Genomic DNA, 14,754 nt, shown 5'->3' with positions numbered 1-14,754 from the left:
AACCTTGCAGGGATCGATGTCTGCCCCATGAAACGCGATCCGTCTGCCGTGAACACAATTCATAATCCGGAGTGCATGGGATGATATCCGGATACCGGTACGGGAACATATCCATGGCCGGAAAGATGGCACGCCAGCCGCACAGGGGGAAATCTCCGGTGCGACAAATCGGAGGGAGGGCCTGATGATCGGCCTGCTTTTTTATGCCGTCATCGCGCTCTTCCTTGCCGGCACTGTCATTTCCCTGCCGGGAACAGCGCGGGATACCCGGATCATCCGCATCCTCTCGCTTGCCTGCACCGCCGGAGCCTCACTCGTCCTTGCCGTGCTCTCCCTTATCATCCTTGTCACCGGTGTGCCTTTCACACCTGCGGCATGGCAGCTGTTCCCCGGTTTTTCAGTAGATTTTTTCATCGACCGGCTCGCCGCATTTTTCCTGTTCCTGATCGGCAGCGTCTCCTCGTGTGTTGCTGTCTACACGATGGGATATGTTGAGCACATGGAAGGCGGGAACCGCCGGAACCTGCTCTGCGGCTGCATCAGCCTCTTTGTGCTCGCGATGGCGCTTATTGTCGCCTCTGAAAACACCCTCTCGTTTCTTATCTTCTGGGAACTGATGGCAGCAGTCTCATTTTTCCTTGTCATGTACGAGTATACTCAAGGTGAGACAAGAAAAGCCGGGATTTTTTATTTCGTCATGACCCACCTCTCCACGCTTTTCGTGATGCTGGGGATCATCGCGTTCTATTACGCATCCGGTTCGTTTGCGATCGCCCCGCTGTACGCCACTCCTGCATCGCTGCCTCTTGTCACTGCCGCGTTCCTCTCGCTCTTTGTGGGATTTTCCATCAAGGCAGGGATCATCCCGTTCCACAAGTGGCTTCCCTACGCCCACCCGGCAAGCCCGTCACCTGTCTCGGCACTGATGTCGGGCGTGATGCTCAAGGTCGCGGTCTACGGTCTCCTCCGGTTCATTATCACCGTCTTCTCTCCTGAACTCTGGTGGGGCGTGCTGATCCTCGCTCTCGGCATTGCGTCAGCGGTGCTCGGTGTGATATACGCACTCAAGGAGCACGACATTAAAGGGATGCTGGCGTACTCGAGTATCGAGAATATCGGCATCATCTTTGTCGGTATTGGCCTCTTTGTGATATTCTCCTGTTCGGGACTTGCATTGCTTGCGACCATCAGCCTGCTTGCGGCGCTCTTCCACTCCCTCAACCACGCGCTCTTCAAAAGCCTCCTTTTCCTTACCGCCGGATCAGTGGTGCACGCCACGCACACCCGGGACATCGAGAAGATGGGCGGGCTCTCCGGGAAAATGCCCTACACCTCGGTACTCTTCTTTACCGGCGCGATCGCGATTGCCGCTCTCCCCCCGTTAAACGGCTTTGCAAGTGAACTACTGATGTACATTGCGTTCTTCCATTCCGTTACCGTTGTCGATCCCCTCCTAAAAGTCCTCCTCTTCATCTGCCTGGCCCTCTTTGCGCTCACGAGCGCGCTCTCGGCTGCCTGTTTTGTCAAGGCATTCGGTTCTGTCTTCCTTGCCCAGCCGCGTTCACCGGAGAGCGAAGGTGCACATGAAGTAAACTTCCCGATGCTCGCCGGCCCGGCCATCCTTGCCGCCGCATGCGTTATCCTCGGGGTCTTTGCGTACCAGATCCTCGCCGCTTTCGGCTATGTGCTTCCCATCCCGGACCTGTTCCTCGTGAGCGTTCTCCTCCTCATCATGGCGGCGCTCACGTACGTTGTCCTGTATTTCACCGCATCCCGCGATGTCAGGATCAGCGAAACCTGGGGCTGCGGGGCAAAATCACAGCCATCGTCAACAGAGTATACCGGCCACGGTTTCTCGGAGCCGATCGTCACCATCTTCTCTTCCATCTACCGGACAAAAAAATCCGGCACAAAGACGTACTACGACCAGCATGACTGCATCTTTGCAGAAGGGACCGCGGAGATCCGGCTCCTGAAGTTCTTCGAGAAATACCTGTATCTCCCCATTGCACGCGGGGCGAGCCGGGCCTCTGCCAGGATCGCCCGGATACAGAACGGCTGTCTTGATACCTATCTCCTGTATGTTTTCATCGCCGTGGTCGCGGTTATCCTCTTTTTGGGGTGGTCGGCATGACCGCAGATTTCCTGCTCTACGGTGTCATCAACACGCTCTGCGTTGTGCTCATATCTCCCCTCTTTGTGAGCCTGGTAAAGAAGGTCAAAGCGTGGTCGCAGGGACGGCAGGGCCCTTCGGTCTTCCAGACCTATTACACGCTTGCAAAACTGCTCAAAAAAGAAGTGATCTATTCCCCGAACACATCGTGGATCATGAGGATCACGCCGTGGGTATGCATCTCCGCGATCCTTGTGGCCTCTCTTTTTGTTCCGCTCGTCGTTGTCACGGAACCTGTCGGGGGCATCGGGAACATAATCCTCTTCCTGTACCTTCTGGTGCTCGCCCGGTTTTTCATGGCACTCTCTGGCCTCGACGCAGGCAGCGCATTTGGCGGCATGGGCAGCTCCCGGGAGATGAGTATATCGGCAGTCATTGAACCCACAACGATCATCGTCTTTGCCGCACTCGCATTCGTCTTCAAATCCCTCAACCTTATCGACATGGTCACGGTCGCTGCCGCTGCCGGAATCCCCGTGAGCCCGACGCTGATCCTGATCGGGATCTCGCTTTTTATTATCCTGATCGTGGAGACCTCGCGCATCCCGGTCGACAACCCGGAGACCCACCTTGAGCTGACCATGATCCACGAGGGGATGATCCTCGAACAGTCCGGGAGGAACCTCGCCCTCATGGAACTCTCTGCGGCAATCAAGCAGACCCTCCTGATGGCAGTTCTCATCAACCTCCTCGTCCCGTGGGGCCTTGCAACTACGCTCTCGTTTGCCTCCATAGCAGTCGCACTCTGCCTCTTTGCCGCAAAAGGCGCGATCCTCGCCCTCGTGATCGGGCTCTTTGAATCGTCCATGGCAAAGATGAGGTTCTTCCGGCTGCCCAGCCTCTTTATGATGGCATTCTTCTTCTCGACCCTTACCATCATCATCGAGGTGTTTTCATGACGGACTCTGCATTTTTTGACGGTATCATCAAGATCCTGTTTGTCTGCGTCATTATCACAGCCGCATATATCATCACGACAAAAAACCTCATCACGCTTGTCAGGGTCTACGCGCTCCAGTCGCTCACGCTTGTTTTTATCGCGCTCGCGCTGTACTGGTACGAGGGGGCAGCCATCCTCCTTGAAATCGCGCTCATCACGCTGGTCTTCAAGGTTATCGTCATCCCGTACTTCATTGCAACAGTCCAGGAAAAGATCCGGATAAAACGGGATATCGAATTCCATTTTCTCAGCCCGACAAGCTCGCTTCTGTTCTCGCTTGCGCTGATGCTTCTTGTCTATATCACGCTCTCCCGGATCTTTCAGGATACCCTGGCAAAAGGGAGCATCGGGACTCCATTATTCTTTGGTGCAGTGATCGGGATCTCCCTTGTCCTTATGGGCATGATGGTAACCTTTTCCCGGAAAAAGGCGATCACAAAAGTACTCGGGTATCTTTCGATGGAGAACGGGGTCCTTCTCTTTGGTCTTTTTGCGACCGAACTCCCGTTCATCATCGAGTTTCTGATCATCATCGATCTGGTCATCCTCATCCTCCTGACCACCATCCTTACGGTGGGCATAGATTCGACGCTTGAGGAGTACCACAACCGGCTCCACCGGTTCTATCTCTGGGAAGAGCAGGAGGAATCGCCATGATTCTTGTCGCCTACGTGCTGTGTGCAGTGGCGGCACTTGTCCTTGTCGCCATCAGCCGTACCCACCGGCAGATGAACGCGGTAGCTATCGGCCTTGGCTTGCTCTTCGGGGCGATCACCGGGTACATCCTCCTGTGCGTGCAGGTCCCTGTCGACACGTTCATGGTCGGCAACGGGTACTTCTTCATCGACCATCTGGGACTTTTCGAGGTGATAGTCGCGACGGTTATCTTCACGCTTGCCGCCGTGTATGCCCGGGGGTATGTCGAAAACCTGATTATTAGCGGAGAACTGGAAATAGGGAGCCTGAAACTCTTCTATGCCGCATGGTGCCTGCTCGAACTGGTCATCGTCCTCGCCTTTTACTCGGACAACCTCGCGCTCTTCTGGATCTTTGCCGAGATGACGACGATCATCTCCGCGATGCTTGTTGCCATTCTCTCGGCAAAAGAGAACATCGACGCGGCGCTCAAGTACATCTTTGTCGCGTCGGTTACGATGCTCTTTGCCTTTGTCGGGCTCATCTTCCTCTTTGAGATTGCGCGATCAACGCTCGGCACCGGTACCCTGAACTGGACGGTTCTCATGCAGCACGCCTCCGCATTTCCCCCCGGGATGATGATCGCCGCATTCACGCTCATCTTTATCGGGTTTGCTGCAAAGTCCGGTATCTTCCCTTTCCACACATGGCTCCCCGAAGCCCATGCAAAGGCGCCATCCGCGGTCAGTGCCGTCCTCTCCGGAATACTCCTGAATGTCGGTATCTACGGGATCATCCGGGTCTTCGCCATCGTGCACCAGACATCAGCATTTACTACGGTCACTCCCTTGATCCTGCTTTTTGGCGTCCTTTCGATCGCCATAGCTGCGATCTCCATGCTGCCGGAGAAGAACCTCAAGAAACTGATCGCATTTTCGAGCATCGAGAACATGGGCATCCTGCTCGTCGGCCTTGCCGTTGCCACCCCGCTTGCGATCTTCTGGGTGATCTTCCACATTATGGCGCACGCGTTCACGAAGGTCTCACTCTTCTTCTCGGCCGGTATTCTGCACCGGCAGTACAGGAGTCATCTCTCGGCCGACGCTCCCGATGGTATCCACGACGTGTTCCGGTTCCAGCCGCTTGCCGCGTGGGGAATCATCCTCGGGGGACTCGCGATCATCGGCATGCCGCCGTTTATGGTCTTCTTCTCAAAATTCTTCATCCTGCTCTCTCTGGGATCGCTTTCTCTCGGGGTACTTGCTCTCGTCCTTGTCCTCATCTTTATTGCCACAGCCGCGCTCGGATACTTTGTGATCACCACGTTTACCCGGGTGACCCCGCCGGGTGAACAGGTTGATCTCGTGGCCTACCAGACACCATTGAGTATGAAAGCACCTATTGTGATCCTGCTTGCACTCATCCTCATCCTCGGCATCCTGTTCCCGGCCGGCGGGTGCACGTTTATTAACCAGATTGTAACGGAGTTGAGGTTCTAATGACCGGTCAGGTTTTACCGGACGAAGACGCCGCAACCGGGGCGATCCGGGAATTGTTCGGCGCTGCTGCGGTTCCTGCCCGGATTACGTACGGGTGCAAACGGGAATGCTCCATTGACGTGCGCGAGCCGGAGTTTGCTCTGTCTATCCCATATCTTGCCTCCCGCAAATTTGTTTTGATCGGCCTGTTCTGTGTCGAGGGATTCCGGGAGGGGGCAGGACATTCTCTCCTGTATGTATTCGAGCGAAAAGGCAGTATCCTGATCCTTGTCCGGAATCTCACGAATGCCCAGGCAACATCCATTGCCCCTGTGTTTCCCTCTGCCACATGGCCGGAGCGGGAATGCCAGGACGGATTTGGGATCGAATTCGATGGTGCGTTTGACACCCGGCGGCTTCTTCTACATGAGTCCTACCCGGCAGGGTTCCATCCTCTGGAAAAATCATTTTCCAATACGCCGGTTATGACAACCACCACCATCGATGCCGCTGATGAATACCCGTTCCGGAAGGTGAGCGGCGAGGGGGTTTACCAGGTACCGGTCGGGCCGGTACATGCCGGCATCATCGAACCCGGCCATTTCCGGTTCAGCGTGATCGGGGAGACGGTCTTCAACCTTGAGATACGGCTGTTCTACACGCACCGGGGAATCGAGAAGCTTGCCGAGGGAAAAAATCCGTATGACTGCATAAAGATCGCAGAAGCGGTGAGCGGCGACGAATCCGTGGCAAACGCGACCGGGTTCTCTATGGCAGTCGAACGGCTCTCGGGGATTACGGTGCCCGACCGTGCATGGTACCTGCGGACGATCCTCTGCGAATCCGAAAGGATCTGCTCGCATCTCGGTGACCTTGCAGGAATGCTCACCGATGTCGCGTTTCCCCTTGGTGCCAGCCAGTTTGCGGTGCTGCGCGAGGAGATGGTCCGTGAGAACGAGCGACTCACCGGCTCCCGGTTCCTGCGGGGCATGCTCTGCATTGGCGGGGTCAACCGTGATATTCCCGCAGAAGCGCTCGCAGGCTTCCGGGATTTCATCGTGCAGTTCAGGAAACAGTGTAAGGTCGGGTTTTCCATTGTGCTCTCGACACCTTCTGTGATCGACCGGTTCTCGCAGACCGGGATCATCAGAAAACCGTTGCTGCGCCCGCTCAATATTACCGGCCCTGCTGCACGCGCATCGGGGGGTGTAGTGGACGTGAGGGTGAACCACCCGTACGGGATATATGACCGTTTTTCTCCTGCACCCCACATCCTCCGTGACGGCGACGTCCTTGCCCGTTTCACGGTGAAGGCTGCCGAGATCATGGACTCACTCGACCTGATCAGCCGGGTGATCGACGCGATGCCGGACGGATCAATTAAGAGCGACGAGCCGATCCGGGACGGCTGTGCGCTCGCGCTCGTGGAATCCGCCCGGGGACAGAACCTCTGCTGGGTCCGGGTGCAGGACGGGAAGATCAGCCGGTACAAGGTCAGGACGGCTTCGTATTGCAACTGGCTTGCCCTTGAGCACGCAGTACCGGGGAACATCATCGCCGACTTTCCGGTCATCAACAAGAGCCTGAACCTGTCGTACGCGGGGACCGACCTTTGAGGTGAGATGAGATGGTAAACGCATTTTCCTGCCTCTTCAAAAAGAAAGTAACCGAAACCCGCCCGATACCCGATGAGGAGATAGAAAGGCTCGGCCGGGAGATCAAACGGGAGATTGATGCACGGTTCGGACGCAGCCTTGCAATCCGGGAGCTGGATGCAGGCAGCGACAACGCGGCCGAGATCGAGATAAACAACCTCGCAAATGCATTCTACGACGTGGAACGCTTTGGTATCTCCTTTGTCGCCTCCCCCCGGCATGCTGATGTCCTGCTCGTGACGGGTGCAGTCACGCACAACCTGGAAATTGCCGCCCGGAAAACCTACGATGCGATGCCATCCCCAAAATTTGTGGTGGCTGTCGGGGACGATGCCTGCGATGGCGGGATCTATAAAGGGACATATGCGGTGCTGGGCGGGGCGGACAACATTTTACCGGTCGACATGAAAATCCCTGGCAATCCTCCCACACCCACGCAGATCCTTACCGGGCTGCTTGCCCTCATGCGAACGGCCGGCAAAACACCATAAACGATCCCCCGTCTCCCCCATCTAACCTGTATCGGGAACACTTTATACCGGAAAGCGATAACCGGATACCTGTATGAGCCCGGTTCGAAAATGGGGGGCAGGACCCTACCCGGTAACTGTTGTTCACGGTGGCCCGGGCGCCCCGGGCGAGATGGCATCGGTCGCCCGGGAACTCTCTGCAGTCAAAGGAGTACTGGAACCATTCCAGACCGAGACCACCCTTGAGGGGCAGGTTCGGGAACTCAGGTCCGTGCTGGAGAGGGACGGCAGGGTACCGGTCACCCTTGTGGGCTTTTCGTGGGGGGCGTTTTTGTCATGGATGGTTGCCGCACGGTATCCGGCGCTCGTAGGCAAGCTGATCCTTGTGGGCTGCCCTCCCTTTGAAGAGCAGGATGCAGCATCGATCACAAAAACCCGGCTCGAACGGCTTACACCTGAGGATCATCGGGAAGCGGAGGCACTGCTGGAGCAGCTGGAAAAACCGGCTGCTGACGGGAAAGAAGGAGACAAGAATGCACTCCTTGCCCGGCTGGGGAACCTGCTTGGCCGGGCAGATACCTTTGATCCCCTGACCCCGGATGACAAATCATTTTACTGCCAGTACGACGTTTTCCGCGGTGTATGGGATGAAGCGTGCGAGCTCCGTCGCAAAAAGACGCTCCTTCATATGGCACGGGAGATCACGTGCCCGGTGATTGCCATTCATGGGGATTATGACCCCCACCCGGCCCGTGGCGTGGAGATTCCGCTCGAAAAGGAACTCAAAAACTTTCGGTTTGTTCTCCTGCAGAAATGCGGCCACCGGCCCTGGATAGAACGCAACGCCGCTGAAGAGTTTTATCGTATTCTGGTGCAGGAGATTTAAAACAAAATCGCGTAACGGTTCAGATAACCGGTACGCTTCACCTGGTCGTTTCTTTTTTCATCAGCCGTGCAAGCACCCGCTTCTTCTTTGCGATGGCCGCTTCCGATGCCAAAAGGACGCCCTTTTTCATCTCCTCAAATGCCGGGACATCGGTATCGACCACCTTTTTTACCGGGGTATACGCGGACTCCCGGAACCGGGGCTGGAAGTCGGATTCTTTCCCGTCCCGGACGAGCACCGAAGCCGGTGTTCCCGCTTCCACGTACCCAATCTCCCGGCAGTTGACACCGGTCGACCGGATCACCCGGATAATTTCGGCAGCAGCAGACTGCGGCGCAACGATCAACAGCGCATCGAGCGAGACACCGAGGAAATCGATCTCAAGCGCTTCCAGCATCTTTTGCACCCGGGGATTGACAAGGGATCGTGTATCTTCCTCCCGCACTACCATCCGGCACCTGGCGGTCTCGGTCATCTCAAAGATGTCGCCCCGGAGTCCCCCGTTTGTTACATCCGTCATCGCATGGATCTGATCAAAGACCGGGTTTTTGATCAGCGCCTCGCAGGTCAGGAGGAAGTTGAGGTTGATCGTCTCTTCCACAACCTCTGGGAACCCGGAATATATGGCCGCTGTCGCGATCGTCCCGCCGCCCGCACCCTCGGTCATCAGGATCACGTCGCCTGGCTGTGTTGATTTTCGGGCAGTCAGGTGACGGGCGACACCCACGCAGCCCACACAACCGGTCAGCCGGCTCCCAAGCACCATGTCGCCACCAATTCGGAGCGTTGAACCGGTGACAAGTGGCACATCCATCACCTCGCCGACCGTTGTGATCCCCGCGGTGTAATCGAATATTTTTGCCACATCCCCGTCATCGGCCACGTGGATATCGGAAAAAAGCATGACCGGTTTTGCCCCCATTACGTAGAGGTCCCGCAGCGTCGCACGGGTCACATGGAACCCGGCAAGATAGGGGTAATCCGAGAGCCGCGAGTGCATCCCGTCAACAGTACAGACAATATACTCCTCGCCGGCTTTTACCGCCCCGGCATCGTCCATCTCGTCTACACCAACCGATGCGGAGGTCTTACCGATGATCCGGGCAATTTCCCGGTGGGCAAAAAAATCGCCTTTTCCCCGGGAACCGACCCCGAACTGCCCCATTTTCACCCGTGCCGGCTCGAACTCAAAAAAGTCGCCAGTCAACCCCTCTGTGTTTCTGACCTCCTCAATGACTGCCCGGGCAAAGGCTGTTGTATATGCAGGACTGGTCTGTTTTATTTCCGTTATACGCCCGACGAGGTTTTTTAAAAGTGTCCCTTCATCCTCACCGGCCGCGAGATGCATACGGACATATTCCTCAACATCCATGCATCCGTATTCGTGCCGGATCCATAAATACCACGGGTATTTTTCTGGACCGTGACCCGGGACTTACCGGCGCAGGATGCCCAACACGTCCGAAAAACTGCGGAGGGCATCATCTAACTTCTTTGCTTTTAACAGGGAGAGCCCCTTGACAATCCCCTCCCTGACATCGTGAACATCAATATAATACGCCTGGTCAAATGCCCGGGCCGACTCTTCCAGCCTCCCCAGCGCAAAACAGGAGTTGCTCAAAACCACCCATGCGTCGGCAATCGAGGCGTCAGATGAAAGCGCCCGATGCAGGCAGGGGATCGCTTCACCATGCCTGCCGAGCATGGAAAGGGCGAGGCCTTTCCGGTACAGGGCCTGCGGGTGAAGTGGATTAATGGCAAGCGCACAATCAAGTGTTTCGAGTGCATCAGGGTATTTTTTCTGGTTGATATATGCAATACCCCGGTTAATGAGGGCAGAAAAGTAAAAGGGGTATATTTTAAGGGCCCTGTTGTAGCAGGATATCTCCTCCTCATACCGTTTCAGTTTCCCCAGTGCATAGCCTTTGTTTACCCACGCCGAGAGGTACCGGCGCCGCAGATCCAGTGCACGGTCGCAGCACCGGATCTCTGCTTCGTATCGCCCCAGCATGCCAAGTGCGACACCCTTGTTATTCCATGCAGACGCATTTTCGGGATCATACGTAAGCGCCTGATCGCAGCACGCCACCTTTTCCTCAAATCGCCCAAGTTTTCCCAGTGCAAAACATTTGTAATTCCAGGCATCGGTACAGGCAGGATCGATCCGCAGTGCCTGATTGCAGCACTCTATCTCTTCCTCGAACCTCCCCAGTTTTCCGAGGGCAAAACCCTGCCCTGCCCATGCGGCGGCAAGCGCAGGATTTATGGCCAGTGCAAAGGCAAATGAGGTCAGGGCATCCTCATGCCGGCCTTCCCGTCCCCGTTCGAGACCCTCATGGTAATATTCAAGAGCAGATCCCTCATGCCTGCCAGTTTCCATGGCGGGAGTCTGAATCATTGTACTCGGACAGAATACCCGGGCATCTGGGTCATCCTGGGAAGAATGCATGAGGCCTCTGGAATACCAGTATAGACGTTCATTGGTTTTCTGATTTTTTAATGTATGCATGAATCCGTATCCGGCGATCTCTGAAATACGTGATAACCGGACTCATGGATCTGATTATCTGCCATGCAAAAAATTCCGCTCCTGTTCCTGCCTGAACCGTATTATACCGACAGAAAAATCCGGGTCGCCTTTTGGCAGGATACAGGGTATATCTGGCAACCGGAGAGACGTTGATCGTCGTCAGACGGGTATAAAACAGTCAGGTTTTTCATTCAGGTGACCTGGTATCCCTGCCCGGTGAGGTACTGCTTCCGGCGTTCTTCGAAATCCGAAAGAGATTCCGGAATAGTTTTTTCTGCTGCTTCCCAGACTGCACGCAACCGGGGATCCTCTGAGTGCAGGTTAAGGGTGCCGGTTACGGTGCCCACCGGGTTTCCCCCGGGATCGCTCACCCGCATGATCACACAGCGGTAGAACTTGCATTGTGCCGGGCTGTCACGATGGATGGTACACCGCAGGAGACTACCGTCAGGACGGAGAAACCGGCAGGCATGGGGATATTTTTCAGGGAACGTGTGATCGCGGAAGATCTCCCGTTTGTCGTCATCAATCCGGGCGACAAAGCCGGTTCCGGTCGAAACAGATTCGCAGGCAAACTCAAACGGTCCAATCTGGTGATCGATGACAATGTAGTCGCCGAGGTACATGCAGCATGTCCCGCATTGCCGGCAGGTAAAAGTCATTTTACTGTCTCCTTTCCATAATTCCGAAATATCTGATGTGAAATCCAATGACTGACGTTTCCTGCAGGTATCCTCTCATTTCAGAGCAAAGAATCTACTGGATCTTATCTGTCGCAGCCCTCGCCAGTGTTTTTAACATCTCAAAATCCGTCGTTGTGCCACTCATGGTCAGTTCTTCATAAACATCCTTGTTGGTGAATATGATCGAGTATGTCGTGATCGAGAGGGGGCCCCGGGTCTCGTCCTTACGGTAGGCAAACGTCCGGTCTCCCATATTCGGGCAGGGTAGTTCATAGATCTGTGTCGTCCCATTCTCCTGTGCGGTAATGGCCTCCTCTTCGATGTCAAATACCTTGTTCATGTTTGCCAGGGGATAGAGATCGATAACCTGCCGGAGTTCTGTCATGTCGTATTTTTCCTGGTCCAGGCGGTAATACGTAACCCCATACCCGGCCCTCCAGCCCAGATCATGCGACATCTGGTCCATCTCCAGGTACGTGAGGTCAGATCGATCCTTGAGGATATAATCTGACGGCATATCAGAAAGCTGGAGTGCCATCTGGGATACCGGGACGGTCGCGACCGCGCTCTCTGTCGTGGGTACCGGCGTCGGTGTCGGGGTCAGGGTCGGTGCCTGTACCGACACCGGCTCCGGGAAAATTGCCGACAGGCAGCCCGCACTGACAAGAACGATTGCGAGAACTGCACAGAGAACGGCAGATCCGGGATACATACGGTACGATTGACAATATCAGATAAAATGCTTGTCGGAGTATGCTTGCGTTGGGTAGAGTTTATCCTTCTTGTATCCCTGCCCCGTCTTCATCAGTCCCCGGTTTCTTAAGGACTGGCACAAACACTTTATCCCCGCCCGGCAACAGTTCCTCCGAGGGAAGAATAATGACGGCCGGCAGTATTGCGATGCTTGATGTGGATCACCACATCCACCTGATTCCATCGGGAAGGGTGCAGATGCTCAGTATTGAACATTCAGCGATTAAAAAAGTGGAAAATGAGCGGTATGAGGTCTCATGCATCCTTAAACTTTCTGCAGAAGGTGGCTCTCACCAGTTCGAAGATGCGATCCGTTTCTCATTTGCTGCAGCACGGATACCCGGCCAGCAGATGATGACCGAGCTGACATTTGTCCAGAACCATATCATCAAGGATGTGTTTGACCAGGCATTGTCCGGTGAACTGTGCAGCTGTGACCCAAAGGACCCTCTCGCAAAAGAGTCCGGGGTTTCCCTGTCATCTGTCGTTAAGGCCCGGATGCTGGCATCTGGACCACTTAAAGACGTCCTCGCCCGTCATGGGGCATTGACCGATTCTGTCATCTTTGGCCGGTGACGCGCGACCTCTTTTCCGGGCCCCTCGTTTGGGAACGGAGACAGACAAATATCTTTTTCTCGGCAGACATCCCACTGTTGAAAGTATAGTGGGAGGGAGTAGTAGTATGGATGATCCGGAATTACATGGTGACGAACAGATTCTCATGCGGACGCAGGGAGTCCATGTCAAATCGATTTCGTTTGAGGCTATCCTTACCAACAAACGAATTATTCTCGTTGACAGGCTCAAGGGCATCCTGCCCCCAAAAGAGATCCCGCTTGCCACGATCCAATCGGTGGAGGCAGGTGAAAATGCAATCCGGGATCTTATCGTAAGCCTGGGAGTCATCACAAAGACCGGCGGAACACGGCAGATGGTCCTGACTTTCTCACGCGAGGGCGGCGGGAACCGGAGTAAGGAACGGGACGAATGGGTCCGGCAGATCAAGGCGCACCATACACCATCATTTGAACAGGTGATGCGCAAGGTTATCCCCGGGATGGATACTGCACAATCCGGGCAGAATAAAGTTGCGCAGCCTGCGTATGAGATGGGAGGACGTCAGGTACCTCCGGCACGACCGGCCGATTTTTCACCGTCAGTAAAAAAGATCATGGAAAATCCCCCGGAGTCATGGCAGGCCCCCACACCTGCTCCTGCACCGGCTCCCGCCCCGGCACCGGAAGAGATACTTGGTACCTATTGTACCCGGTGCGGTACGAAGGTACCTGATGGTTCCGGTTTCTGCAACAACTGCGGCACGCGGATAGTACGTCCAGGAGAGACTATTCCGACACCGGCCCCGAAGCCTGCTCCCTCAACACCGGCAGCATTCACAGCACTAAAAGGGCGTCCGATCGATCAGGATATCCAGTCCATCGAACCGCTCATCGGGAAATCTGTCGCACAAATGCCCCGCGACCCTCCCCGCCCCATCCCGCCCACGCCGGCATTTTCACAACCCGTATCCCCGGAACCGGCTAACCCGGCACCAGCAGCCTGGGAGCAACCTATAGCCCGGGAACAGCCTGCAACCGCAACCCCTGTAAAGAAACGGTTTATGCCCCGGCTCTTCTCCCCCAAGGATCTGCCCCCCACTCCCCTTGTTCCGGCATCGATGCCCACGTCAGCACCGCCCCGGCCAAAAAAACCCGTAAACAAAAAGAAGATTGTCCTCGTCATCGGTATTATCGTGATTATCCTGCTCGCCGTTGTCGCAGCAGCAGTCATCCTGCCAAAGATGGGATCGCTCGGGAACCTGTTGCATAGTTCAAGCGGATCTTCTTCTGCCGCAGCAACCGCTGCAGGAACAGCCCCAACAGCCCCATCCACTGTTGATAACAGTTCTGCCATTGTTGTAGCAACGCAGACACCGGTCTCCATTCCCCAGACCGGGGTCTACGTCTACGTGAATTATCTCGGCGGGTGGACCGGGACGTACGGGACATCGGATAACCTGCAGAAGGACACAAATTCCGGTGAGAAGGATATGGAAGTGGTGAATGCAACCGGCGTGAGTGCAACCGGTAATGTGGCGGCCTCGTTCTCGAAACAGGATGGCTCAAGTCACGCGATTACGGTATCGATCTACAAGGATGGTAAATTACTTTCCACCGGCTCCACTACTGCCCCGAATGGCAAAGTGACACTCTCCGTCAACGTGACGACCGGGGTCGCCCAACAGCCGGTGGTCAGCGGGGGCAGCAGTACGACAACCGTCGCAACAACGGCACCGGTAACCAATACTACGGTTAAGTCCACGACAGCGGTCAACACAACGGCTACTACGAAATAATTGTTCTTTTTACCCGGATGCAAAACTATTCCAGAAAATTTTTCTTTTTTTGTCGTGAATTTCTGAAAAATAGTGGTGTATCCATTTTGGTACAGCCGGTGCAAATGGCACCCGCCTTTTTTGACCGGCAGATCCCGTATGCTGCAACGCCAGTACCTGATGTCAGAACAGGGGATCGTACAGTGTTTTAATATTTT

13 protein-coding genes are annotated in these 14,754 nt (G+C 55.3%); 9 read left to right on the top strand and 4 right to left on the bottom strand.

Annotated features, from left to right (window positions below; genetic code table 11):
* Positions 1–184: 184 nt before the first annotated feature.
* The 7 genes from WCE46_RS05465 (at position 185) to WCE46_RS05435 (ending at position 8,238) form a co-directional block, all read left to right on the top strand.
* Positions 185–2,134, top strand: coding sequence for a proton-conducting transporter membrane subunit (locus WCE46_RS05465; RefSeq protein WP_424732690.1), 1,950 nt, complete (start codon positions 185–187; stop codon positions 2,132–2,134).
* Positions 2,131–3,072 carry a respiratory chain complex I subunit 1 family protein gene (locus WCE46_RS05460; protein WP_424732689.1) on the top strand — a complete coding sequence of 314 codons (942 nt, stop codon included), beginning with the start codon at positions 2,131–2,133 and terminating at the stop codon, positions 3,070–3,072. The genes WCE46_RS05465 and WCE46_RS05460 overlap by 4 nt, the downstream gene beginning before the upstream one ends.
* Entirely contained in the window at positions 3,069–3,770 is a 702-nt protein-coding gene (locus WCE46_RS05455) for a hydrogenase subunit (protein ID WP_424732688.1), read from the top strand. Before WCE46_RS05460 ends, WCE46_RS05455 begins: the two co-directional genes overlap by 4 nt.
* Entirely contained in the window at positions 3,767–5,248 is a 1,482-nt protein-coding gene (locus WCE46_RS05450; protein WP_424732687.1) for a proton-conducting transporter membrane subunit, read from the top strand. Before WCE46_RS05455 ends, WCE46_RS05450 begins: the two co-directional genes overlap by 4 nt.
* Positions 5,248–6,843: an NADH-quinone oxidoreductase subunit C gene (locus tag WCE46_RS05445; RefSeq protein ID WP_424732686.1), complete on the top strand. Its 1,596-nt coding sequence runs from the start codon at positions 5,248–5,250 to the stop codon at positions 6,841–6,843. The genes WCE46_RS05450 and WCE46_RS05445 overlap by 1 nt, the downstream gene beginning before the upstream one ends.
* Before the next feature lie 11 nt (positions 6,844–6,854).
* On the top strand, positions 6,855–7,373 hold the full coding sequence (locus WCE46_RS05440; RefSeq protein ID WP_424732685.1) for an NADH-quinone oxidoreductase subunit B family protein: 519 nt from the start codon (positions 6,855–6,857) through the stop codon (positions 7,371–7,373).
* 73 nt (positions 7,374–7,446) lie between these two features.
* Positions 7,447–8,238 (top strand): alpha/beta fold hydrolase, encoded by a 792-nt coding sequence (locus WCE46_RS05435; protein ID WP_424732684.1) that lies wholly within the window; start codon positions 7,447–7,449, stop codon positions 8,236–8,238.
* Between the two features lie 37 nt (positions 8,239–8,275).
* Here the strand turns inward: WCE46_RS05435 and WCE46_RS05430 are convergent, their stop codons facing one another.
* The 4 genes from WCE46_RS05430 to WCE46_RS05415 form a co-directional block, all read right to left on the bottom strand.
* The gene (locus WCE46_RS05430) at positions 8,276–9,610 is read right to left on the bottom strand and encodes an AIR synthase-related protein (RefSeq protein ID WP_424732683.1); all 1,335 of its coding nucleotides are present in this window, start codon (positions 9,608–9,610) and stop codon (positions 8,276–8,278) included.
* Between the two features lie 63 nt (positions 9,611–9,673).
* A complete protein-coding gene (locus WCE46_RS05425) occupies positions 9,674–10,618 on the bottom strand; it encodes a tetratricopeptide repeat protein (RefSeq protein ID WP_424732682.1) in 945 nt (314 codons plus the stop codon).
* A 341-nt stretch (positions 10,619–10,959) separates the two neighbouring features.
* Positions 10,960–11,430: a hypothetical protein gene (locus WCE46_RS05420; protein ID WP_424732681.1), complete on the bottom strand. Its 471-nt coding sequence runs from the start codon at positions 11,428–11,430 to the stop codon at positions 10,960–10,962.
* Between the two features lie 94 nt (positions 11,431–11,524).
* The gene (locus WCE46_RS05415; protein ID WP_424732680.1) at positions 11,525–12,163 is read right to left on the bottom strand and encodes a hypothetical protein; all 639 of its coding nucleotides are present in this window, start codon (positions 12,161–12,163) and stop codon (positions 11,525–11,527) included.
* 167 nt (positions 12,164–12,330) lie between these two features.
* Between WCE46_RS05415 and WCE46_RS05410 the strand changes: the two genes are divergently transcribed.
* Together WCE46_RS05410 and WCE46_RS05405 are read left to right on the top strand one after the other, a co-directional pair.
* Positions 12,331–12,780 (top strand): hypothetical protein, encoded by a 450-nt coding sequence (locus WCE46_RS05410; RefSeq protein WP_424732679.1) that lies wholly within the window; start codon positions 12,331–12,333, stop codon positions 12,778–12,780.
* 106 nt (positions 12,781–12,886) lie between these two features.
* Entirely contained in the window at positions 12,887–14,557 is a 1,671-nt protein-coding gene (locus WCE46_RS05405; RefSeq protein WP_424732678.1) for a zinc-ribbon domain-containing protein, read from the top strand.
* Positions 14,558–14,754 lie beyond the last annotated feature (197 nt).

Source organism: Methanoregula sp., from assembly GCF_049690535.1.
In the GTDB taxonomy this organism is placed as follows: Archaea; Halobacteriota; Methanomicrobia; order Methanomicrobiales; family Methanospirillaceae; genus Methanoregula.
Note: the sequence above shows the minus strand (reverse complement) of the source record. Positions and strands in the feature narration are given on the sequence as shown.

Excerpts from the sequence above, each read along its gene's own strand:
- WCE46_RS05420 (WP_424732681.1), bottom strand. The coding sequence starts at position 11,430 with ATGACTTTTACCTGCCGGCAATGCGGGACATGCTGCATGTACCTCGGC.
- WCE46_RS05415 (WP_424732680.1), bottom strand. The coding sequence starts at position 12,163 with ATGTATCCCGGATCTGCCGTTCTCTGTGCAGTTCTCGCAATCGTTCTT.
- WCE46_RS05430 (WP_424732683.1), bottom strand. The coding sequence starts at position 9,610 with ATGGATGTTGAGGAATATGTCCGTATGCATCTCGCGGCCGGTGAGGAT.
- WCE46_RS05405 (WP_424732678.1), top strand. The coding sequence starts at position 12,887 with ATGGATGATCCGGAATTACATGGTGACGAACAGATTCTCATGCGGACG.
- WCE46_RS05425 (WP_424732682.1), bottom strand. The coding sequence starts at position 10,618 with ATGGAAACTGGCAGGCATGAGGGATCTGCTCTTGAATATTACCATGAG.
- WCE46_RS05440 (WP_424732685.1), top strand. The coding sequence starts at position 6,855 with ATGGTAAACGCATTTTCCTGCCTCTTCAAAAAGAAAGTAACCGAAACC.
- WCE46_RS05465 (WP_424732690.1), top strand. The coding sequence starts at position 185 with ATGATCGGCCTGCTTTTTTATGCCGTCATCGCGCTCTTCCTTGCCGGC.
- WCE46_RS05410 (WP_424732679.1), top strand. The coding sequence starts at position 12,331 with ATGACGGCCGGCAGTATTGCGATGCTTGATGTGGATCACCACATCCAC.
- WCE46_RS05435 (WP_424732684.1), top strand. The coding sequence starts at position 7,447 with ATGAGCCCGGTTCGAAAATGGGGGGCAGGACCCTACCCGGTAACTGTT.
- WCE46_RS05445 (WP_424732686.1), top strand. The coding sequence starts at position 5,248 with ATGACCGGTCAGGTTTTACCGGACGAAGACGCCGCAACCGGGGCGATC.
- WCE46_RS05455 (WP_424732688.1), top strand. The coding sequence starts at position 3,069 with ATGACGGACTCTGCATTTTTTGACGGTATCATCAAGATCCTGTTTGTC.
- WCE46_RS05460 (WP_424732689.1), top strand. The coding sequence starts at position 2,131 with ATGACCGCAGATTTCCTGCTCTACGGTGTCATCAACACGCTCTGCGTT.
- WCE46_RS05450 (WP_424732687.1), top strand. The coding sequence starts at position 3,767 with ATGATTCTTGTCGCCTACGTGCTGTGTGCAGTGGCGGCACTTGTCCTT.